The sequence below is a fragment of the Francisella sp. LA112445 genome (assembly GCF_012224145.1).
GTDB lineage: Bacteria > Pseudomonadota > Gammaproteobacteria > Francisellales > Francisellaceae > Francisella.
In genome coordinates, this window is the sequence record NZ_CP041030.1 from 648,251 (window position 1) to 670,811 (window position 22,561).

Consider the following 22,561-nt stretch of genomic DNA (forward strand, 5'->3'; position numbering starts at 1 on the left):
TTTAAAATTTAAAAATATTCAAATATTTCTTAAAACTGTTAAAATATTAACAGTTTAAATTAGCTCTTATTATTAAATGGTTTTTAAAACTATAAAAAACTGGTATAAGGATAGATATCAAAATAATGAGCCAATAGTATTTATTGGTTTGATGCTATTTTTTTACTTAGTATTAACTTTTTTAGGTAATTATATTGCTCCTATTTTAGCAGCTCTTGTAATTGCATATCTACTTGATACATTTGTAAATATCCTCCATAAAGCTACTAAGATAAATAGGCTTATATTAGTTTATTTTGTTTATATAATTTTTTTGATAGTCTTACTGTCGGTGATTTTTGTATTATTGCCTATTATTGTTAATCAGATGATTGATTTTATAAAGCAAGCATCACATACACTTTCAAGCTTAAAATCGAGCCTTGAATACTTATCTCAAAAATATCCTACTTTGCTAACTGTAGATAGAATTGATTCAATAGTTAATTGGTTTAATACTATTGACTGGAAGAAAATAAGCTCAAATATAGGTTCTTTTATTTTACAAAATACAGCAACAACATTGCCGCTATTATTTTCTGTGCTTATTTACTTATTTTTAGTACCTTTGATGGTGTTTTATTTCCTGAAAGATAAAAATAGAATTATAGGCTGGTTCAAGTCATTTTTACCTGAAGATAATCATGCTTTATTCTTTGTATGGAATGATTTAAAACCAAAGCTTGCAGATTATGTAAGAGGTAAGGCGATAGAGTTTATTATTGTTTCTATAGTTACATACCTAGGTTTTGCATATTTTAATCTTAACTACTCGATCCTTTTAGCAGTTGGTGTAGGTCTATCTGTGATTATCCCATATGTTGGTATGGTGATGATTACTATACCTGTAGTTATGGTTGGGATATTACAGTATGGGCTTAGCATGACACTAGTGTGGATGCTTACAGTATTTTTCATTATTCAAGCCTTAGATGGCAATTTACTTGTGCCATTATTATTCTCTGAAGTTCTAAATATGCATCCAGTTGGAGTAGTTTCGGCGATATTGATATTTGGTGGAATGTGGGGCTTGTGGGGAGTGTTCTTTGCTATACCTCTAGGTTTACTTTTTATCTCTGGAGTAAATATGTTTAGAAATCATCAAAAGGGTAAAAAAGATCCTGCCAAGATAAATTTATGCTAATCAAACAACGATTATTTAGTCAAAAAGTTTTAGATCATTTATTAATCAATCAGTATGATAGTTTCTTAGCTAAACTTATTGCTGCAAGAGTTAGTGATATAAGCAATATAGATTTAATTTTAAATGGATCTATAAAAGACTTATCATCGCCATTCTTATTCAAAGATATTGATAAGGCGGTTGATAGGCTTTATGTAGCATTGCAAAATAATGAAGTTATAGGATTAGAAACAGATCATGATTGTGATGGTCAAACTTCTCATGCTATCTTCCATGAAGCATTAACAAAAGTTTTTGGCTATCCTAAAGATAATATTCGTTCTTATATAGGTCATAGGATGAAAGAAGGCTATGGCTTGTCTGAGTCTTTGATGAATCGGATCTTAACGGATAGTATTCGACCAAGTTTAATAATAACAGCAGATAATGGCTCAACAGATGAACCAAGAATAGCAGTGCTTAAGCAAAATGGTATAGACACAATTGTAACTGATCATCATGGTATACCTCCAGAAGGAGCGCCAAAGAGTGCTGTGGCAGTGCTTAATCCGACACAAGATGGCTGTAACTACCCTGATAAAGCAATTGCAGGCTGTATGGTTGCTTGGCTTTTTATGGCGGCTTTAAGAAGAAAGTATATCCAAAATAATAAACCAGTATCTAAATCATATGGTTTAAGTAATTTATTAGACTTTGTAGCTATTGGAACAGTTGCAGACTGTGTAAGTATGGCAAATAGTTATAATAACCGCATTGTTACAAAATTAGGTCTTGAGCAGTTAAAGGAAAATGATCGCCTATGTTGGGATTTTATAGATAGAGATAAACTATCTAGCGAATATATAGGTTTTAGCATAGCGCCTATCTTGAATAGTGATGGTAGAGTATCGGATGCATTAGGTTCGGTGAGCTTTTTGCTAGAAGAAGATGATGAAAAGATTGAGAATATCTTTAATAATCTTAAAAATCAAAATAATCAACGTAAGGATATTCAAAAACAAATTACCCAAGAAGCTATAGTTCAAGCTAGTGATTTAAATAATACGAAGAAATCTTTATGTATCTTACTTGAGAATGGTCATTCAGGTATTCATGGTATCTCAGCTAGTAGAGTCAAAGAGATGTTTGGTAAACCTGTGATAATATTCTCCCAAACTCAAAATGATCCGAATTTAATATCAGGCTCAGCACGCAGTATTGATGATATTCATATTAAGCAAGTGCTTGATAATATAGCAAGCTTAGACTCTAATTTAATGCTTAAGTATGGTGGACATAAAGGGGCAGCTGGATTAACTATTAAGTATCAGGATTTTGCTAAATTTTATGATCTTTTTGAGACACTAGTCAGTCATATTGTAGAAAGTGATAATATAGTTCTTGAACCTTGTATTGAGTACGATTTTGAACTTAATGTAGATGATTTTAATTTAGATACATTAACAAAGATAGAGTCTTTAGAGCCTTATGGTAGAGAATTTGATAAACCTATTTTTTGCAATGATTTCTCTATAGAACAAGTCCGTTTAGTAGGCCAAGATAAAAATCATGCACAATTAGTTTTGCGCTATAAAGATACAACATCGATAAAAGCAATATGGTTTAATGCAACCGATAATGTTGTAGTAGATGAGATAGCTATAGGTGATACTGTACGAGTGTGTTATCAGTTGCAAAAAGAAGAGTTTCTTGGGCAGGTTAATTTGTCTCTAAATATACGAGCACTAGAAAAATTATAGTTTTATATTAAAAGTAATTATAGGTAATAAATATTTGAGGCTGAAAATATCTAGTTTTTAGCTGTTTGATTTGGAAATAAAAGAAGATGAAAAATCATAAATATATAGAGCAAAATCTTGCTGAGCAAATAGATGATATAAATATAGAATATTTTGAGACGATAGGCTCTACTAATGATTATCTTTTAGAAAAAGAATTTACTTCAAAATATCATTTTTGCTATGCAGATATTCAGACAAAAGCTCGAGGTAGAAGAGGTGATAAATGGATATCAGAAGACAAAGATAATATTTATGCAACACTTGGGTTTCATTGTGATTTTAATATCTCTGGAGATTCCCTCAAGAGTATTAAAATAGCATTAGGAGTTTTACAAGCTATTCAAAAATATATACTTCCAGAACAACAAAAATATCTAAAGATTAAACTACCTAATGATATTTATTTTAAAGATCAGAAGTTAGCAGGTATTTTAATAGAAACTAAAAATATTAAAAAAGATAACTTTGATATTATTATCGGTGTGGGTATAAATGTGAATATGTTCAACTTAAATGAAAATATTGATCGTGAATGGACTTCATTAGCAATTATAAATAATCAGCAAGTAGATTCATCACAACTGATGGTTAGTTTAGTGAAGCAAATAGTATCTTTATTTGATATGAGTGATGAGAAAGCTTTAGTTGAGTTATCTAAATATGATTATACGTTAGGAAAGAAAATAACCTTTACCTACGATAATCAATTAATTAAAGGAACTGCAAAAGGAATTTCAAAAGAGCTTAAGTTAAATATTTTAAGTGATGATAATAAGTTTTTTGAGTTTGATTTAGCAAATGTAAGTAAAATTAGAGTAGTAAAATGAGTCTAGAAAATATCCAAAAAAGAGCAGAATATCTAGCTAAAATTCGTAAATATTTTAAAAAGTTAGATGTTTTAGAAGTCGATACGCCATTAGCTTATAATTATGGTGTGACAGATCCGTTTATAGATGTCTTTGCTATAAATACTGTTGTAGGTAAAAGATACCTTCAAAGTTCGCCTGAGTATGCTATGAAGAGATTATTAGCTGCAGGTAGTGGTAGTATTTATCAGATATGTAAAGCCTTTCGTGATGAGCCTTGTGGGCAATATCATAATCATGAATTTACCATGATAGAGTGGTATAGAGTAGGTATAGATTATTTTGATCTAATGAAAGAAATGCAAGATCTTTTTTCAGTTGTAAAACCGGGTACTCAATTTATTTATTTAAGTTATCAAGAGGCTTTTGAGAGATATTATAACTTTAATCCTCATAATATCTCTTTAGGTGAACTAGAAAAAATTGTTGAAAAAAATTTAGGTAAAATCCAAGGTTTAGAAAATCCAACTATAGCGGATTGTTTGGATATACTTTTTAGTTATAAAATTGAGAAAAATCTTAATCAAGAAAATACTATATATTTTATATACGATTATACGGTTCATCAGTCTGCTTTAGCTAGGAAAGTTCTTGATAAAAATAATCAAAAAGCTGCTGCAAGATTTGAAGTCTTTTATGGTGGGGTTGAGCTTGCTAATGGGTATTATGAGCTTATAGATAAGAATGAGCAGTTAAAGCGCTTTGAAAGTGACTTAACAACTCGAAAAGAGCAGGGTAAGCCAATCTTAGATATAGATACAGAGCTTCTTGATTGTTTAGAGAATATTCCACAATGCTCTGGAGTTGCTTTAGGGTTTGATAGGCTACTGATGAGTTTAGAAGGAATTAAAGATATAAAAGAACTATCTATTTTTTAGTATTCTTTTCTAATAGTTACAGGATTTATTGCAAACTCTATATCTAATGAGTTAAGTTTTTTAGCAATAGCTATAAATATATCATCTTGAGTATTAACAAAATCAGCAAAGAATACTTTATTAACCATAGCATAAATTTGTAGATTGATCCCATTTGAACCGAAGCTGCCTTCTGATTTGTTACCAATCATAGTATTACCAGATGCTAGAGATACTGCTATAGTTTTATTTTGATCGATATTTGGATGTGATTTAAGAATTGAAAGTATTTCTTGCTTAATTGAATCTATTTTTTCAATATGTTTATAATCAACTGTTATAAACTGGACTATACGCCTGTGAGTACGACGTGAAGTTGTTGTAATACAAGTATTAAGAAATACCGAGTTAGGAATATGCATAGGAGCTGTTTCATAACTATCAACTTGAGTTGTTAATATGCCAATTTTCTTGATTGTACCACTGAACTTTGTCGATGAGTTTATATCGGAAGAGATAATATCACCTTCAGAATACTTACGATTGAATATTACAAATAGTCCACCAAATAGATTTGTAAGAAGGGTGCTTTGTGACAGTGTCAGACCTGCTATAGCAACACCACTAAATGCACCTAAAGCTGTAGGAGGTACGCGAAATGCAGCTAAAATTAAGATAATAGAGATAACTATAGCTCCTAACTCTAAAGCTTTAAAAATAGCATTTATATCTCTAAAATCATCATAACCATCTTTGTTCTCTTGTTTTTTCTTCTCAATTGCTATTTGTTTACTTTTAGAGATAAATCTAAAAAGGCTAATTATAATAGCTAGATAAACACAAAAATCAAAAACTTTATCAGAATATGGAACTATCAGATTTTTGTAATTAGGTAGATATACAATTACTGGCAGATCTATACATGTTTTTATGAAGTATGACCATATTACTAGATATAGTATAAGCTTTAGGGATTTTATAAATGAGAATCTTATTGTATTTTTATGCCTCATTATAATTAGACTGCCTATTAAGAATATAGATAAGCTAATTACTAAACATATTAGGAAGTCAATAAATAAAATATAAGCAGGTGAGTAATTCTCGACCCTTAGAAGTATATTATTTAAAATATTCATAGTCTCATTTATATCTTTATATGATAAATTAATATTAATCTATTTTTAGATAGAGTTATATATTTAGAAAAAGAAATATTTATATAGATTCTACTGTTTAGTAGGTATTTTCAGACTAGAAGCACTTGAACTTGGTGCACCAATGACCATATTACTCATATTTGCAGTAGCAGGAGGGTGAGCAATAGAAGTTGCTGTGTGATGAGAAATTGTATCTGCTGTATCTGCTGTATCTACTGAACTATCTGTATCTGTGTTGTCATCTGTGGCTGCTACTGTTGCAGATGTGCTAGCTTTAGGATTTATAGAACTACCTGAAGCTATCGTCTTTGGTGTGCTAGCAACTATACTTTTTGGTGAGTCTGTTTTTTGTGTAGAATTATCACTATTTTCTGAAGTTTTAGCTGTTTGCTGTTCACCATAGCTATTTCTATCATATTGAATAGGAGTGTATATAATAGATGACTTCGAAATTTGAGGATCAGATTTTGCAGCATCCATTTTTTCTTTAACTTGCTTAACAGCTAATACAACTATAGCAATTATAATAACTAGTATCGCTAGTCTATTTAGATAGTCAAATGTCTTAAGTTTGCCATAGCGAGATTTTTTGTAGTATAAGATATCAACTTTATTTAAGATTGATACTATCTTTTTCTCAGGGATTTCAAGATACTCACAATATCTTCTAATCTGATTTTTAAGCAAACTACTAGAGCTTTGTAGTAAAGAATCATTATCAGCCTCTTCTATAATTTGAATGGTATCCTCAGATAGATCAATAGCATCAGCAACATTATCTCGCTTAAGTTCTTTAGACTCACGAGTACTTTTTATAAAAGATTGAAAATTATGCATATCATTTAGAAGTTTTAAATTAGTTTCTTGTATGCATTATATAAGAAAATGATAGAAAATTAAATGTAGATATCTAAAGTTAGATTTAACTTATTTAGATTTATTTTTTTGTTCTAACATTTTTTCTAAGAAATGTATGTTAGTTCCACCTTTAATAAACTCTTTATTATTAAGAATTTCTTGATGTAAAGGTATATTTGTTTTGATTCCATGTATTAGCATTTCTTCTAGAGCCGCGCGCATTTTTTGTAGAGCTGTTTCTCTATCGTGTGCACGAACAATCACTTTAGCAATCATTGAATCATAGTTTGGTGGTACTGTATATCCAGAATAGATATGTGAATCAACACGTACTCTAGGACCAGCTGGTGGATGATAAATATCAATCTTTCCAGGTGAAGGGATCATTCTTTCTGGATCTTCTGCATTAATTCTACACTCAATAGCATGACCAACAATGGCAAGATCTTCTTGTTTCCAGCTCAAGCCTTGACCACTAGCAACTTTAATTTGCTCTTTGATAAGGTCTGTTGATGTAATATCTTCTGTAACAGGGTGTTCAACTTGGATTCTTGTATTCATTTCAATGAAGTAGAATTCGCCATTTTCATATAGGAATTCAAATGTACCAGCACCGCGATATTTTAGAATTTTACATGCATTAACGCACTGTTCACCAATACGTTTTCTTTGCTCATCTGTAAGACCTATAGCAGGAGCTTCTTCAATAACCTTTTGGTGTCTTCTTTGAGTTGAGCAGTCTCTTTCAAATAGATATACAGCATTACCCTCACCATCACCAAATACCTGGATTTCAATATGGCGTGGATTCTCTAGGAACTTCTCCATATATACCATATCGTTATTAAAAGCGATTCTAGCTTCACTCTTAGTTAAAGAGATAGAGCTTATTAAATCTTCTTTTTTCCTAACAATACTCATACCACGACCACCGCCACCACCAGCAGCTTTAATGATAACTGGGTAACCAATTTGCTCAGCAATTTCTAAGTTCTTCTTATCATCATTACCCAATGGACCACCAGAACCAGGAACACAAGGAACACCAGCTTTTTTCATCCATTTAATAGCTTCTACTTTGTCGCCCATCACTTCGATATTCTCTGCACGAGGACCTATAAAGATAAAACCACATTCTTCAACAGCTTTTGCAAACTGAGCATTTTCTGATAAGAAACCATAACCAGGATGTATAGCATCAGCATTTGTAATCTCTGCAGCTGTAATAATAGCTTGAATATTTAAATAGCTAAGATTAGGAGCCGCTGGACCAATACATACTGCTTCATCAGCTAACTTGACATGCATAAGATCAGCATCCGCAGTAGAGTATACGGCTACTGTTTGGATTTCTAATTCTCTACAAGCTCTTAAGATTCTAAGAGCTATTTCACCTCTATTGGCAATTAGTACTTTTTTAATCATTGTCCATTACCTTCAAAATTTTATAATTTGTATTTACGTAAATTTGATTCTCTATGTAATATTACTCGATTATAAATAGAGGTTGATCGAACTGTATAGCATCACCATCTTTAGCTAGCACTTTAACAATTTTTCCAGCTTTTTCTGCTTCAATCTTGTTCATGATTTTCATTGCTTCGATAATACATAGTACATCACCTTTTTTAACTTCTTGTCCTTCTTTAACATAAGGAGCAGCATCAGGTGAAGGAGCACTATAGAAAGTACCAACCATAGGAGATTTAACTTCTTCTCCATTAACTTCTTGTTCTTCTACTTGTGAAGCTGCAGGAGCTGATGATGCAGGAGCACTGCTAGCAGCAGGAGCTGCAACAGTAGCAGGAGCAACACTGCTAGCAACTGGTGCGGAAACAAAGCTTGTTGTAGCTGTATCGTTCTTTGTCATAAAGATGCTTGAACCACCATCTTTAACTTTGATTTCTCTGATGTCGCTTGATTTAAGAATTTCAGCTACCTTGTCAATTGCTTTTAATAAATCCATAGTTTTCTACTCTCCTTTCATATTAATGTAGTTTATTGCTTCTATTAAAGCTAGTGTGTAACCATTTGCCCCAAACCCAAATATACATCCATAAGCTATGTCTGATAGAAGCGACTTAGTCCTAAATTCCTCTCTATTATATATATTAGATAAATGTATTTCAATAAAAGGCTTACTTGTGCCTAAAAAAGCATCTCTTATTGCAACGCTTGTATGTGTGTATGCAGCAGGATTTATAATTATAATATCTACTGATGATTTATGTATCTTATCTACAATCTCACCTTCGTGATTACTTTGGAAAAAATCAATAGATATATTACTCTTATCAGCAGTATCAGCAAGATCTTTGTTTATATCAGCAAGTGTCTTATATCCATAGGTTTCAGGTTCTCTAGTCCCAAGTAGGTTAAGGTTTGGACCATTAATTACTAAAATACTCATCTTAAATGTCCTTATAGCTTTTTATCGCTTTAACTGAATGTTTTTGATTTGTTTCTATACAGTAGCATGTTAGTTTACCTCCAAATACACAGCCTGTATCTAGAGCTATCATATTATCAGATTTAGTCTCACCTTTGATTGCTGCCCAGTGACCAAATATAATTTTGTAATTAGGGGTAAGTTTTTTATGCTTAATCTTAAACCAAGGTTTGAAATTTTCTGGAAGCTTATCTAAAGTCGAGCTAAATTTGAGATTTAATTTACCTTCTTTATCTATGGTTCTCATTCTTGTGAAGTAGTTTAAGATACACAACCATCTTTCAATCCCTTCAAATTCTTTGTCCCATTTCCTGCTTTCATCATTAAATAAGTTAGCTAATAGGAGTCTTCTTGTAGTTTCATTTTTTAGAACAAACTCTACTTCATTAGCTCTTTTAATTGCCTTTTTAGGAGACCATATGTGAGGAATGCCGGCATGAGTTATAAAAATATCATTAACTTTGATTAGTAAGTTTTGATGGCAAAGCCATTCTTGTATTTGCTTTAGATTAGGCGCCTTAAGAATATCATCAAAAGTATCTTTATTACTTGCTGGCAAGTAGTTGTAGCTAACAGCTAAAAATAATATTTCATGGTTGCCTAGAACTGTTTGAGCGCTATCTCCTAAAGACATTACAAAATCTATGGTTTCAAGAGATTTTGGTCCTTTATTTATTAGGTCTCCGGCAAATATAAGCTTATCTTTTTGTTTATCAAAGTTTATCTTATGTAAAAGCAGTTGTAGTTCATCGTAACAGCCTTGTACGTCACCAATAACATATGTAGCCATTTTTTGTATACCTTAACTTAAAAAGTTTGCTAAACAAACAAAGTCCTTGACACTTAAGTTTTCTGCTCTTAATTTAGTATCAATAGGCAGAGTGCTTGGATCAATTTCTTTGTTTTTTAATATTTCCTTTAAGTTATTATGCAAGGTTTTTCTGCGTTGAGCAAAACTTTGTTTGACCAATTTTTCAAAAAAATCATAATTTTTTAAAAAGTCTTTATTTGCTCTTGGTTTTAACCTAAGAATAGCTGAGTCGACTTTAGGTTGTGGATAGAAAACTTCAGGAGGTATTTTAAGTATCATACTACATTCAAAATGATACTGCAGAATTACAGATAATCTACCATAGGATTTACTATTTGGAGAAGATACTATTCTATCAACAACTTCTTTTTGTAGCATAAAATGAGCATCTGTAATTTTATGACTCATTTCAATAACTCTAAACAAGATAGGTGATGAAATATTATAAGGTAGGTTACCTACTAATTTAATTTTCTCAGATGATATTTTATGGATATCAAACTTTAGAAAATCTTCATTATATACATTAGGTCTGCCGTATTTTTCACAGTTTTTAATTAATGTGTCAATAACACTAGAGTCAAACTCGACAACATTTACATTAGAGCTTGCTGATAGTAAATGTCTTGTAAGAGCACCTAGTCCAGGTCCTATTTCTAAAACAGTATCTTGTTTGCTGATATTTGCTAGTTTAACAATTTTTTGAATGATGTTTTCATCCTGAAGAAAGTTTTGTCCTAAGGATTTTTTTGCTTTTGTTTTATATTGCATTTTAGTAAAGTTCAGGTGTTTTTAGATCTTTTTCTAGTATTTCTATATATGCATCATCTTTAATTGAAGTTAGCCATGTTTTGTAAACTTCTTGAGCTTTATTGGCAAAAATAGCTTCTAGGGCTTTTTGTTCTTCAAGCTCTTTAACTGCATCGTATTCTTTAACTTTTGTGTATTTTATAATCATCCAAGTTTTTGGATCTGCTTGAAATGCTTCGGAAAGTTGATCTTTTTTTAGCTCACTTAATTGAGCAAAAGCTGCTGGAGGTATAATTGGAGGGCTATCTAATTTTGAAACCCATTTAAAATTACCATCAGCATGACTATAGTCTTGGTTATATTTTTCAGCTACTTGCGAAAAAGGTTGGCCACTTTGAATTGCAAGTCTAGCTCTATCAAGGGCATCTTTAGCACCTTTTTCAGTCATACCATTGCTCAGTTTAATTTCAATTGCATAAACGTAGTATTTTTTAACATTTTTACTTAGTAATGGTGCATGCTCATCTAAGTTATCAATATAAATCATTTGCAATGTATGATTAACAATAAATGGTTGTGATACTTGATGATTCTTAAGGTCTTTAACATGACTTTTATATATCTCAGGTATTGAGTCAAATTTTACTTGTTCACTTAGTTGGCCACCAGAGCTTGCGTTAGGTGCCTGTGAGAATTGTTTTGTCATCTCAGAAAAGCTTATAAGCCCTTCATTAACAGCAGTAGCAAGCTTTTTAAACTGATCTATTTTCTTCTGACGAGCTTTTTTAGAATCTGGTAAAGCTACTATAAAGTTCTTTAGTGTATAGATTTTTATAGGTTGCATTTCTTTATCAAATTCTTCTTGATGTTTTTTGATGTAATTTTGGATTTCTTCTGGAGAAACAGATACTTGCTGAGAAATAGCTTGTTTTTGAAGCTGGTTAACCATTAATTGTTTTCTAATTCTATTTTTGTAGCTATCAAAAGACATGCCTGCAGCTTCAATATTCAACTTTAACGATTCTTCAGAAATACCATTCTTAGCAGCAATATCTTTGATAGTGCTATCAACTTGAGCATTAGATATTGTAATGTTATTTTGTTGTGCTAGTTGAACTAGTACAGCTTGAGCAATTAGACTTTGAAGAGCTTTTCTTTTTAAATCTAAAGAAGCGGGAGTTATATTAGGGTTTATCCCTTGAGCAGCTTGAAGTTTTGCTACTTCTTCATTTAGTTCAAAAGAAGTTATAGGTTTGTTGTTTACTATAGCTATGGTTTTATTAATCAATTGTTTACTGTCTGGTGATTGAACTGGCTGATCAAGAGTTGTATTGTTTGCCCCTGGACCAAAGGCATTTTGAAATAGGCTTGATGAAATATCACAAAATCCGTTAGTAAATATTGTTATAGAGAGTATAAAAATAAATACTTTTTTCATTATGTACCTTCTCCCCACTCTCCGGATTCGTAACCATTGATTTGACTTAATCTTTCACCTAAGCTACTTGCACCAGCACCACCAATACCTTTAAGCTCAAACTCTAATAGATAAGTATTTGTTAGAGTTCCTAGTTTTTGAGTATCATTAGGGTTATTACTTGTATATGGAGTAGCTTGCCATAAAGCTCTAATATCCCAAGATTTAGCATTATATTGAAAGCCTGCAAATACGTTTGCTATTTGGTTCTGTTTGAAATCGTAGTTCCATAATGCAGTAACTCCCCAATGATTAGTAATATTTAATAGTGTTGATAGTGTAATAGTCTCTTGAGATGGAGGTGGTACGCCATCATTTATTTGTTGCTGAGTTATAGAGTTCCAGTTTCTATCAATGTTGTTAAAAGAAATATTAAAAATATTCTCATTAGCATCTTTATATGAGAGTTGGTAAACTTGATAGTCAAATTTTTGTGTTTGTAAACGATAATTTATCTGTGCTGATAAATAAACATTTTTCATTACTTGGAATTCAAAAGATGACATTATCGGTGAAAAAGAGTCATTTGCATAAGGATCCATTACAGCAGGATCACACTTTGAATCACCTTGACATAAACTAACTCGTCTATCAGCAAAATATACCATTTGACCAATTTTTGCAGACGCAACGGTACTACCATCAGCTTGGTTTGTCGTAGATGCTTCTAAAGCATATGTTAATTGGTTTGCATTATTAATTCTATCCCATCCAGTAAAACGGTTAACTTGGAACATCTGCATATATTGTTCATTTTGTTGTGATGTATCAAATAATGGGATATTTCTTTGATCTTGATATGGGATATATGTATAAAATAGACGTGGTCTTAATGTACTAGTATAAGCAACATCATTTGAAGTAAAGTCTTTGTCAAAATAAGCACTAGCATCTATATTAAATATAGGCAAAGCACTTGCTACAGAACTTTGGTCAAATTTGATGGTATTAGATGCTTGATTATCTAATTGGTAATAACGAACAGGTAATTCTAATGATGGGTTTATATTCCACCAAGTACCTTCAAAATTCCCAGCGATCTTAGGGGCTTCAACTGATCTGAAAGCGTTAACGTTTGTACCTATCGGTGTACCTGTCCCGAGTACTGGAGCAGCTGCCTTATAGAAGAACGTATTAAGTGTATCCATACTTACTGTATAGTAGTCTGGAGTATACCCTTGTGAGCTTATATTAAACTTGACTTCAGGAAGTTTACCATAAGGGATGTTAGCTAAATCAATTGCAGGGTTTACAATACCATAGTCTAAAACTGTAATACCTGAGTCAATATAGTCATTTGTATAGTTGACATCAAATTCTCTGTCTAATAGAGTCTTTGTAACTAAGTTTACATTACCAGCAGAGAAGTCATTGAAATACTGTGAGTCACTTACATATTCGTATTGTAGATTTGTTGTTATGCCATTATCGTAATCACCCACACTTGATAAAGTAAATGCTCCTCTCATAGTTCCTGTTTGGAAATCATATGGAACTATAGCACCTTCAAATTGGTTTTGAGTATACTTAGTCATATACCTAAATGTTCCATCTTCCTCTAAACCTCTTTCTGACCAAAGTGTAGTGTTTAAAAGTAAATCGTAGTTTGGTGCAAGGTTAAAGTAATAAGGTACTGAAATTGCATAACCAGAGTTTTCATTTTGAGTGAAGGTAGGCATTAAGAAGCCAGATCTTCTTTTATCTCCAATAGGGTGCGAAAAGTACGGCATGTACATTACGGGTATATCTTCAACTTCAAAATAAGCATTTTTAACGTATGCCATTTGCTCTTTCGTATCAATATCAATATTATCGCCAGCTATTTTCCATGCATTATCGTAAGGTCCTCCAGACGTTACGTAGCCATCTGTTAAAATTAGGTTATCAGCATCTTCTTTTTTAAATGTTTTTGCATAACCTCTTAGGTATCCACTAAAATTCTCTTTATTGTAAATACGTGTGTTAGGAGTCTCACGAGCCATTCTAAAATAAGTTTCTCCTGCGCTAAAGGTTCCGTCGTTAACATTAGTATCTAATGCTTTTGTACGTAGTACTATACCTGTTGATGGTTGTCTTGCAATTACATCTCCAGTCATCACTAGTGATTTAATAGAGTTTTTATCTGCGTTGAAATTAACAATAGCGTTGTTACCATAAAGCTCCTGATCACATTGTAATACTTCGACATTTCCGGAGGCAATTAGTGTTCCATCTGTATCATATTCAGCATTTTCATAAGAGACATCGGTTCTTTTTGACTTACATAGTGCTTTGGTGAACTGGCTATCATTACTATAGTATCCACCAACAAAGTATTCAGGTTTGTTTACCCAACTCAGATCATCAGCTAAAGCTTTTTCTTTTTGAGCAGGTTTTAATTGTTTATCAAAAACATTTTTAGGTTTTTCAGCACGTTGACATGCCCATTGGCCATCAACAACTTTACACTTCCAGTCTTCTTTGATAGGGTTATTGTCGAGAATACGTGCAGCATAAGCTTGTGTGGTACATAAAACAGTACCAAAGCATATGAATAAATACTTACGAATCCCCTTTAGCATATTTGACCTTCGATAGCCCTAATTTGTTGAGTTTTTAAAAATAATCATGATATTATATCCACATTTAATAAAATTTTCCATTTTAATTTTAAACTATAAAAAACAAACATATTGGATTGCTAGATGAATATAGAAACATATTTATCGGAAATGCTTGCAAAAGCTTTTCGAAAATTAGGATACGCTGAGAGCTTTGCTAAAGTTGTAGTTTCAACTCGTGAAGGTGTTGGACATTTTCAATGTAATGGAGCTATGCCTTTAGCAAAATTTGCAAAAAAACCACCTTTTATTATTGCTCAAGATATCGTTGATAGTATTGATGATAAAAGCATTTTTGCAAAATTAGAAGTTGCAAAGCCAGGATTTATAAATATAACTTTATCAGATGAATTTTTAGCAAAAACTATAAATGAGTTTTTAAAAGCAGAAAAGTTTGGAGCTAAAAATACTAGCAACTCTAGAAAAGTAGTATTGGACTTTGGGGGGCCGAACGTCGCTAAACCAATGCATGTTGGACATATAAGATCAGCTTTACTTGGAGATGCTTTGCAAAGAATACACCGTTTTTATAATGATGATGTGGTTTCAGACGTGCATCTAGGCGATTGGGGTACTCAGATGGGTATGTTGATCGAGGAAATTAAACAAGAATCCCCAGATCTTGTTTACTTTGATGAGAACTTCACAGGAGAATATCCTAAAGAATCTCCTGTTACAGTTAAACAGTTAGCAGAGATTTACCCAAGAGCGTCTAAGAAGTGTAAGTCAGATATGGCTGAAATGGAGAAAGCTAGACAAGCTACTTTTGAACTCCAGCAAGGCCGTAAAGGTTATGTGGCATTATGGAAACATTTTGTTAATATTTCTGTAGAAGCTATTAAGAAAGATTTTGATAGTTTAGATGTAAGCTTTGACTTGTGGTTAGGTGAGAGTGACGCTAATAAGTTTGTTGAAGAAATGATTGCTCACTTTAAGGCAGAGAACTTTATCTATGAAGATGAAGGTGCTTGGGTTATAGATACAAATAAAGAAGGTGTTCCTCCACTTATAGTTGTTAAAAGTGATGGAGGTGTCATGTATGGTACTACAGATCTAGCAACGTTGTGGCAACGTAATAAAGATCTTGAGCCTGAAGAGGTTATCTATGTTGTAGATAAAAGACAATCTCTACATTTTAAACAAGTATTTAGTGTTGCAGAAAGAACAGGTGTTGTAGATAGCAAGTGTAAACTTAAGCATGTGGCTTTTGGCACCGTTAATGGTAAAGATGGTAGACCGTTTAAAACAAGAGAAGGCGGAGTTATGCATTTATCCGACTTGATTTCTCAAGCAAAACAGTGTGCTAGAGATAGAATGCCTGAAGAAAAAAATGAACAAGTGATAAACCAGATAGCTATGGCTACCATCAAGTTTGGTGATTTGGTTAATAATTACTCAAATGATTATATTTTTGATTTAGAGAAGTTTGCTCAGTATGAGGGTAAAACAGGACCTTATCTTCTATATACAGCAGTAAGAGCTAAATCAATTCTTAGAAAAGTGTTTGGCGATGATTATTGTATAGAATCTTTGATTAAAGATTATAAAGTAACCCCAGCACAGAATGAACATGAGGAAAGGTTACAGCTGCAACTTTTACAGTTTCCAATTGCTATTGCTAGAGCTTATGAAAACTCTCAACCTCACCATATATGTGAATATGCGTATTCTTTAGCAAATAGTTTTAATAAGTTCTATGTGAATTGCCCTATTATGAATCTTGATGATGAAACAGTTAAAAATACACGAGTAGCTTTATGTCTAGCAACTGTAAAAGCAATGAGTATTGCTGTTGATTTGTTAGGTATTTCAATTCCTGAGAGGATGTAAAATATATTAACTATACATGAAATTTCTAACTTTATTTAGAGCAAATCCTGTTTAATTTTATTTAAAGCTTAATAATAAATATACCTGATATTTTTCTTATAATAAATTATTGGTATGATTAAATTAAAAGATCTTTATAGTATGAATTAAGCAATGTTAAAAGTTATTACAACAAATAAAATATTAATATTATTATTTCTTTTGCCAGCTATATCTTTTGCGAAAGGTATAACAGACCAATGGGGTAATCCTCTTAAATCAAATATTAACTACTCCTCATGGGGAAATAAGATTGGTAATGTTAAAGTTTTTCAACTTAAGTTTGATCCTTCAAAAGAATATCTAATCGAGACATACCCTGTAGGTTATCAAAGTTATAAGTATAATATTCTAGCTAGTGAAAAAGGAGCGATAGTCTTTGTTCTTAAAGGGGAAATTAAAGAAGAGCTTTTCCAAGACAAGAATAGTAAAGCAAAAGCAACGCATACTTATAAAAAAGGTGATTATTTTATCATAGGAAATGATAAGAAACTATTGCGCAGAGATACCGTAGTAGGGAATACAGCTGTAAAATTGGCTGTAGTAAGGTATTAGAGTAAAAAATACATAAAAATAATTTCTCAAAATTCAAGACTACTCGTAAATTAAAACTAGTATATAATTTTTACTTAGTTACAAGATATATGGAAGTTTCAATGTCCAATTTTTTTAATCAGCCGAAGGCTTTTTATACTATCTTTATGTTGGAAATATGGGAGCGCTTTGGATATGGTGCTTTAATTGCGATACTTGTTGTTTATCTACAAGTAGGAGGTATCCACTTAAGTGAAAGTGGTGCTATAGCAACATATGCAGCATTTGCAGCTTTGGTTTATGCTTTTATTGTTTTGGGTGGATATATCGGTGATATGATACTCGGTGCAAAAAGGACAATATTATTAGGTTTAATTATACTTCTTAGTGGTTATGCACTATTGATCTTAGAAGATAAAGAATCGACTTTATGGGGCTTATCTTTTATATGTGTTGGTACTGGGTTATTTAAGTCTAATCCGACTAGCTTACTAGCTAAATGTTACGTTAATAGTGATTCTGGGCAAATTAGTAATGCATTTACTTTATTCTATATGGCTATAAATATAGGGTCCTTGCTTGGGATGTTAGTAATTCCGACTATTGCTAGAAGTTTTGGGTATTCATCTAGTTTTATAGTTATATCAATGGCTCTTATCTTAGCAATTATGACATTTGTAGGCTTTGGTTTTACTATGAGAAACATCTATACATATGCTGGTGGTAAAAAGCTTAATTATAAATACCTATTTTCTGTAATTATTGGTGTAGCTATTATGATTTACATAGTTAAATTTCTATTAGCATATATATTGATAGCTAAACTAATCGTAATCTTAACATTTTTGGTGTCATTATTTGTTTATATCTATTTAGCGTTTTTGTATAAAAAGGATGGCTACTTTTATAAAATGATGTTGGCTCTAATTCTTATGTGTGAGGCTATGGTATATAAAATATCTTATATTCAAATGGCGTCTTCAATAAACTTATTCACAATAAAAAATACAGATCATTCTATTTTAGGGTTATCTATTGCTCCAGAGACTTTTCAGTCATTTAATCCTTTCTGGATTTTTGTATTAAGTCCATTATTAGCTTTTTATTATGTTCGTTCTGAAAATTCTAGATTTGATATAAGTGTGTATGGAAAATTTTCTATAGGCTTATTTAGTATAGGTTTATCTTTTATTGTGTTATATTTCTCTCGCTTTACGGCTACTGAAGGAGTTACATCTGCTTATTGGTTGGTATGTAGTTATGCTCTGCAGGCATTGGGAGAGCTTTTAATTTCAGCAATAGGTCTTTCAATGTTCACTAAGTTAGCACCAGCAAAAGTAAATGGTTTTATGATAGGTGTTTGGTGGGTATTTTTAGCATTTGCATCAATACTTGGAGGTATAGTTGCTCAGCTAACAGCAATTGATAAAAGCCAAGTAGCAACGATGACTTTAAATACTTCACTGGTTGATTATACTAACTTCTTCCTATCTATAGGTATTGTGATAGTTGTAGTTTCATTGTTATCATTTAAATTATCGCCGTTTAAAAGAAAACTTATGAATCAGGTGAGCTAATAAATTTAGTTAGTAAAGAAGTAAGCTGAAGTCTGAGATAGTACAGCAATTACTAATACAGCTATTGCAAAAAACATATAAGTTTTAGCTTTTTTACTACTATGGAACCACTCTTTGAAAAAGAATCCCCAAAAATTTGATGTCAATATAATGAAGACCATAAAGATAGGATATGTGATTATTATTCCTAGACCTCCAAGTAAAGTACCAGAAATACTAAAAAATATAATACATTCAAAAAACATAAAAGCCATTGCTATAATAGCTATCTTTTCTATAATAAAGTTCTTAAGTAAGAATTTATTATCTTTTTTAGGTAGGTGTTTCTTCTCTTTATTGTAACTATATTTAAAATAGAGAATATTAGGAATAAATGCACCTACGAAGATTATAACCCAAGGCATATTACTTCTTGTTAGCAGTGATAAACTATCAAGATTGAGATTCTTCATAAAGAAGCCTACACCATAATTAAATACAAAAGCTTGCGTCATTGATCCAATACCTGCAGTAATACAGCATGTTATACCAATGATAAAGCTACTACTCTTCTTATCTAGAGTTGCTCCAATATCTCTATCGCGTATTCTAGCGGCAATAGTTACAAGTGTTACACCTATTATAAATAGGATAAAGCTTAGGATTATTATTATTCCAAATGGAGTGAGTAACTTAGATGGATTTAGGATAACTAATGGAAGAATTGAACCACCTGCTGTAGCAAGTCCGATATTTATACCAAAAGTTATTGATATCCCAACATGCTTGAATGCAACAAGGCAACAAATCATCCCAGCGCCCCAAATAAAACCTCCAATAAAAAGAGTAAGTAAGACATCTATTGAAATATATTTATAATATATAACAAAGTCATTACAAAAAATGAATAATGTTAAAACTGGAATGATTACATATGCCCAATAGGAGAAATGAAACCATACTTGATTTTTTGATGTATTGTTTATTAGTTTAGATGGGACTGCAAAGCTACCATTTAAGACACCTCCAACTAGAGCTAATAAAATAGCGAAAGAAAGTAACATTAGCTGTGCTCCCCATAAAATTTTCTGCCTTCTTTTGCTATAAGGCTAGCTCCATAAAGAGCTGTATCATAATCAAAATCAGATATTTTTAGCTTTGGAGGTGAAACTATTCTAAGATCGTCATTCATGACTTTCTCAGCTTCTGTAAGTAAAACATCTTTTTGTTTTGTAATTACTCCACCACCAAAAACAATAATTTCAGGAGATAAAATACAAGCTATATTTCTAAGTCCTTGACCTAGGTTATATCCAACCTCCTTCCATTCATCTATAGACAGTTCTGCAGCTGGCTTATCGTATATTTTAGAAATGCCTGTACCAGAGACAATAGCTGATAAGCAGTTCCTAGCACCACACGCGCATTTGATACGCTCTGGATGGCTACATTTATATTCTATACTTTGATGAGCAATTTCTGGATGAGAAAGACCTCTATAAACTAAGCCGTTAATTAAAAAACCGCCACCCATGCCAGTGCTAAGTGTTATATATAAGAAAGTCTTTTGGTTATAACCTTTCAAATGATATTCAGATAATGCTGCTACATTAGTATCAATATCAAAATAAAAAGGACAGTTATATTTATCTTCTATGATTTTTTTTAATGGCACATCTCGCCATGTTGGCTGGTGTAATGGAGAAACAGTTCCTTTGCTAACATCTAAAGGTCCTCCTATAGCAGCACCAATGCCTAGTATCTGAGATCCTTGGCTAACTTCATCAATCATCTCAAATAACATTTCTAAGCCATCTGCTAGCTTATAAGGAGTATCTCTTCTTGTACGTTTAAGCTCTTCACCATTTTTATTTACACTATGAACTAAAGTTTTTGTTCCACCAATATCTAAACCAATATATATAGCCAATTTCTTTTCCCTTAATTTAAAATCATAAATCTTATACTATATGAGAATCTTAATAGAATATATAGCATTTTAAGTTTTATAATCGAGTTTGTTTTTCTTATAATTGAATCACTTTAAATCTTTATTTATTTGAGATCAATTGAGTACAAAAGTAAATTATTTATTTTTAATAAGCCTTGTTAAAAATAGAAGAGATATTGATTTTTTCCAAAATAGAAAGTTTATTCTAAAATTGTCCATAATTAATTATAATTAGTCTAAATTTTGATATTGTTACGTGAGTTATTTTTATATTATCCATTATGAAATACATATATGGAGATAAAAAATGAAAAGAAATATTTATGATGTCATAATTTCAGGCGGTGGACCATCTGGTGTTGCATTTGCTATTGAACTTAGTTTACATGGTATTAAGACATTGGTTTTAGAAAAACATGATGAACCTATGTATTGTGCTCGAGCTCAGTTTCTTAACCCTAGAACAATGGAGTTTATGTTGCGTTGGGATACATGTGACGCAATGCGCAAAAAAAATATGCTAGATGTTTCTAACTTCATGTGGTGTTCAGCATTAAATGGAGATATGTATTCTTCGGTAGAAATGCATGATTATCATAATAACCATTCTCCTGAGGAGATGATTGAGATCCCATTATGGGTAACTGAAGGCGTTCTAAGATCTAGATTAGATAAATCAGAATCAGTAAAAATGTTAAAAAATACTGCTGTTATCGAAATAAATACTAGTAATAGTGATGATATTATAGAAGTGAAAGCTGAAAATAGTAAAACTAATGAAATACAAGAGTTCTATGCTAAGTATGTTGTTGGTTGTGATGGGGCAAATAGTATTGTACGTAAATCAATAGGTATTAATTTTACTAAGTTAGCTTCTAGAAGACGTATGACAAATATACTCTTTGAATCATCAGATTTATTTAATAAGATACAGCTTGATAAAGCAGCTATATATTTTATTATAAATAAAAATCATCCTGGCGTTATTGGTCCCGTTGATCCTAGTAATAATCTTTGGTACTCACTTTTCTATGATGATAGTGAAATGAAGGATATTGAGCATTCAGATATTTCTTCAAAATTAAATAAAATGGCAGGTTTTGAGTTTGAGAAGAAGTTAGTCAATGCTACCTATTGGAATATGCAAATTGAACTAGCAGATGAGTACTCGAAAAATAATAGGGTGTTTTTAGTAGGTGATAGTGCACACTCTTTTGCTCCAACAGGAGGTTTAGGATTAAATACTGCTTTTGGAGATGTTACAAATTTGGCATGGAAAATCGCTCATGTAATTAAAGGTAAATTACCAGAATCCGTACTTAGCACTTATCAACAAGAAAGACGATCTATTGCATATACAAACCTAACAAAAGCTGAAGAAAATGCGAAAGCTTTAATAGATCTTGCTTCACAGATAGCACCTGAAGAATATCCGCAAGCATACGCTAAGTTATCAAGAAGGCATGCTTTATCTGCAGGTATAGGCATGGGATATGCGTATTTTGACTCTCCATTAGTAAAACTACACAAGGATCAATCTTTAGAGCCTATGGAAGCATCTAAGTATGCCCCTAAAGATTTACCAGGATATTTCTTGCCTAATGTAACATTAAATGGGAAGTCTATATACAGAACTCTTTCTGCGACTGATTGGACATTGATTGTTTCCGGGGGTCAAAGTGATATAAATATAGATGGTGTTAATGTGATAGAACTTCCTAAGGATACTTATTCAAGTACTTATATTTTAATTAGACCTGACTGGCATATATCTTATGCAAGTAATGAGCTTAATATAGAGACTATAAACTCTCTTGTTAACTCTGGTAAATAGTAAAAAAGCTAGCTTAAATTAAATA

General features: G+C 31.8%; 19 protein-coding genes. 8 read left to right on the forward strand and 11 right to left on the reverse strand.

Going from position 1 to position 22,561, the window contains the following annotated elements; genetic code table 11:
* Window positions 1-76: 76 nt before the first annotated feature.
* The 4 genes from FIP56_RS03180 to epmA all read left to right on the forward strand — a co-directional run bounded on the left by FIP56_RS03180 (window position 77) and on the right by epmA (window position 4,708).
* On the forward strand, window positions 77-1,183 hold the full coding sequence (locus FIP56_RS03180; RefSeq protein WP_192577522.1) for an AI-2E family transporter: 1,107 nt from the start codon (window positions 77-79) through the stop codon (window positions 1,181-1,183).
* Window positions 1,177-2,922: a single-stranded-DNA-specific exonuclease RecJ gene (gene recJ / locus FIP56_RS03185; protein WP_192577523.1), complete on the forward strand. Its 1,746-nt coding sequence runs from the start codon at window positions 1,177-1,179 to the stop codon at window positions 2,920-2,922. Before FIP56_RS03180 ends, recJ begins: the two co-directional genes overlap by 7 nt.
* Before the next feature lie 86 nt (window positions 2,923-3,008).
* Window positions 3,009-3,791: a biotin--[acetyl-CoA-carboxylase] ligase gene (locus FIP56_RS03190; protein ID WP_192577524.1), complete on the forward strand. Its 783-nt coding sequence runs from the start codon at window positions 3,009-3,011 to the stop codon at window positions 3,789-3,791.
* Complete coding sequence (epmA, locus tag FIP56_RS03195) at window positions 3,788-4,708, forward strand: EF-P lysine aminoacylase EpmA (RefSeq protein ID WP_192577525.1); 921 nt, start codon at window positions 3,788-3,790, stop codon at window positions 4,706-4,708. Before FIP56_RS03190 ends, epmA begins: the two co-directional genes overlap by 4 nt.
* Here epmA and FIP56_RS03200 read toward each other — a convergent pair.
* The 9 genes from FIP56_RS03200 to lptD form a co-directional block, all read right to left on the reverse strand.
* Window positions 4,705-5,826, reverse strand: a complete 1,122-nt coding sequence (locus FIP56_RS03200; RefSeq protein ID WP_192577526.1) for a mechanosensitive ion channel domain-containing protein — start codon at window positions 5,824-5,826, stop codon at window positions 4,705-4,707. The two genes, epmA and FIP56_RS03200, sit on opposite strands and share 4 nt — an antisense overlap.
* Window positions 5,827-5,916: 90 nt before the next feature.
* Entirely contained in the window at window positions 5,917-6,684 is a 768-nt protein-coding gene (locus tag FIP56_RS03205) for a helix-turn-helix domain-containing protein (RefSeq protein ID WP_192577527.1), read from the reverse strand.
* Between the two features lie 90 nt (window positions 6,685-6,774).
* Window positions 6,775-8,130 (reverse strand): acetyl-CoA carboxylase biotin carboxylase subunit, encoded by a 1,356-nt coding sequence (accC, locus tag FIP56_RS03210; protein WP_192577528.1) that lies wholly within the window; start codon window positions 8,128-8,130, stop codon window positions 6,775-6,777.
* 61 nt (window positions 8,131-8,191) lie between these two features.
* Window positions 8,192-8,671 (reverse strand): acetyl-CoA carboxylase biotin carboxyl carrier protein, encoded by a 480-nt coding sequence (accB, locus tag FIP56_RS03215; protein WP_192577529.1) that lies wholly within the window; start codon window positions 8,669-8,671, stop codon window positions 8,192-8,194.
* 6 nt (window positions 8,672-8,677) lie between these two features.
* Complete coding sequence (aroQ, locus tag FIP56_RS03220) at window positions 8,678-9,115, reverse strand: type II 3-dehydroquinate dehydratase (protein ID WP_192577530.1); 438 nt, start codon at window positions 9,113-9,115, stop codon at window positions 8,678-8,680.
* Between the two features lies 1 nt (window position 9,116).
* Window positions 9,117-9,944 carry a symmetrical bis(5'-nucleosyl)-tetraphosphatase gene (locus FIP56_RS03225; protein ID WP_192577531.1) on the reverse strand — a complete coding sequence of 276 codons (828 nt, stop codon included), beginning with the start codon at window positions 9,942-9,944 and terminating at the stop codon, window positions 9,117-9,119.
* Between the two features lie 12 nt (window positions 9,945-9,956).
* The gene (gene rsmA, locus FIP56_RS03230) at window positions 9,957-10,736 is read right to left on the reverse strand and encodes a 16S rRNA (adenine(1518)-N(6)/adenine(1519)-N(6))-dimethyltransferase RsmA (protein ID WP_192577532.1); all 780 of its coding nucleotides are present in this window, start codon (window positions 10,734-10,736) and stop codon (window positions 9,957-9,959) included.
* A 1-nt stretch (window position 10,737) separates the two neighbouring features.
* The gene (locus FIP56_RS03235) at window positions 10,738-12,153 is read right to left on the reverse strand and encodes a SurA N-terminal domain-containing protein (protein ID WP_192577533.1); all 1,416 of its coding nucleotides are present in this window, start codon (window positions 12,151-12,153) and stop codon (window positions 10,738-10,740) included.
* A complete protein-coding gene (gene lptD / locus FIP56_RS03240) occupies window positions 12,153-14,753 on the reverse strand; it encodes an LPS assembly protein LptD (protein ID WP_192577534.1) in 2,601 nt (866 codons plus the stop codon). Before lptD ends, FIP56_RS03235 begins: the two co-directional genes overlap by 1 nt.
* 123 nt (window positions 14,754-14,876) lie before the next feature.
* On the opposite strand from lptD, the gene argS reads away from it, so the two are divergent.
* The 3 genes from argS (at window position 14,877) to FIP56_RS03255 (ending at window position 18,772) form a co-directional block, all read left to right on the forward strand.
* On the forward strand, window positions 14,877-16,622 hold the full coding sequence (gene argS, locus FIP56_RS03245) for an arginine--tRNA ligase (protein ID WP_192577535.1): 1,746 nt from the start codon (window positions 14,877-14,879) through the stop codon (window positions 16,620-16,622).
* Between the two features lie 153 nt (window positions 16,623-16,775).
* Complete coding sequence (locus FIP56_RS03250; RefSeq protein ID WP_192577536.1) at window positions 16,776-17,216, forward strand: hypothetical protein; 441 nt, start codon at window positions 16,776-16,778, stop codon at window positions 17,214-17,216.
* Window positions 17,217-17,317: 101 nt separating this feature from the next.
* Complete coding sequence (locus FIP56_RS03255) at window positions 17,318-18,772, forward strand: oligopeptide:H+ symporter (protein ID WP_192577537.1); 1,455 nt, start codon at window positions 17,318-17,320, stop codon at window positions 18,770-18,772.
* A gap of 5 nt (window positions 18,773-18,777) precedes the next feature.
* Here FIP56_RS03255 and FIP56_RS03260 read toward each other — a convergent pair whose 3' ends face one another.
* Both FIP56_RS03260 and FIP56_RS03265 read right to left on the reverse strand, forming a co-directional pair.
* Window positions 18,778-19,815, reverse strand: a complete 1,038-nt coding sequence (locus tag FIP56_RS03260; RefSeq protein ID WP_192577538.1) for an L-rhamnose/proton symporter RhaT — start codon at window positions 19,813-19,815, stop codon at window positions 18,778-18,780.
* Complete coding sequence (locus tag FIP56_RS03265) at window positions 19,815-20,681, reverse strand: ROK family protein (RefSeq protein WP_192577539.1); 867 nt, start codon at window positions 20,679-20,681, stop codon at window positions 19,815-19,817. Before FIP56_RS03265 ends, FIP56_RS03260 begins: the two co-directional genes overlap by 1 nt.
* 328 nt (window positions 20,682-21,009) lie before the next feature.
* Between FIP56_RS03265 and FIP56_RS03270 the strand changes: the two genes are divergently transcribed.
* On the forward strand, window positions 21,010-22,536 hold the full coding sequence (locus FIP56_RS03270; protein ID WP_192577540.1) for an FAD-dependent monooxygenase: 1,527 nt from the start codon (window positions 21,010-21,012) through the stop codon (window positions 22,534-22,536).
* Window positions 22,537-22,561 lie beyond the last annotated feature (25 nt).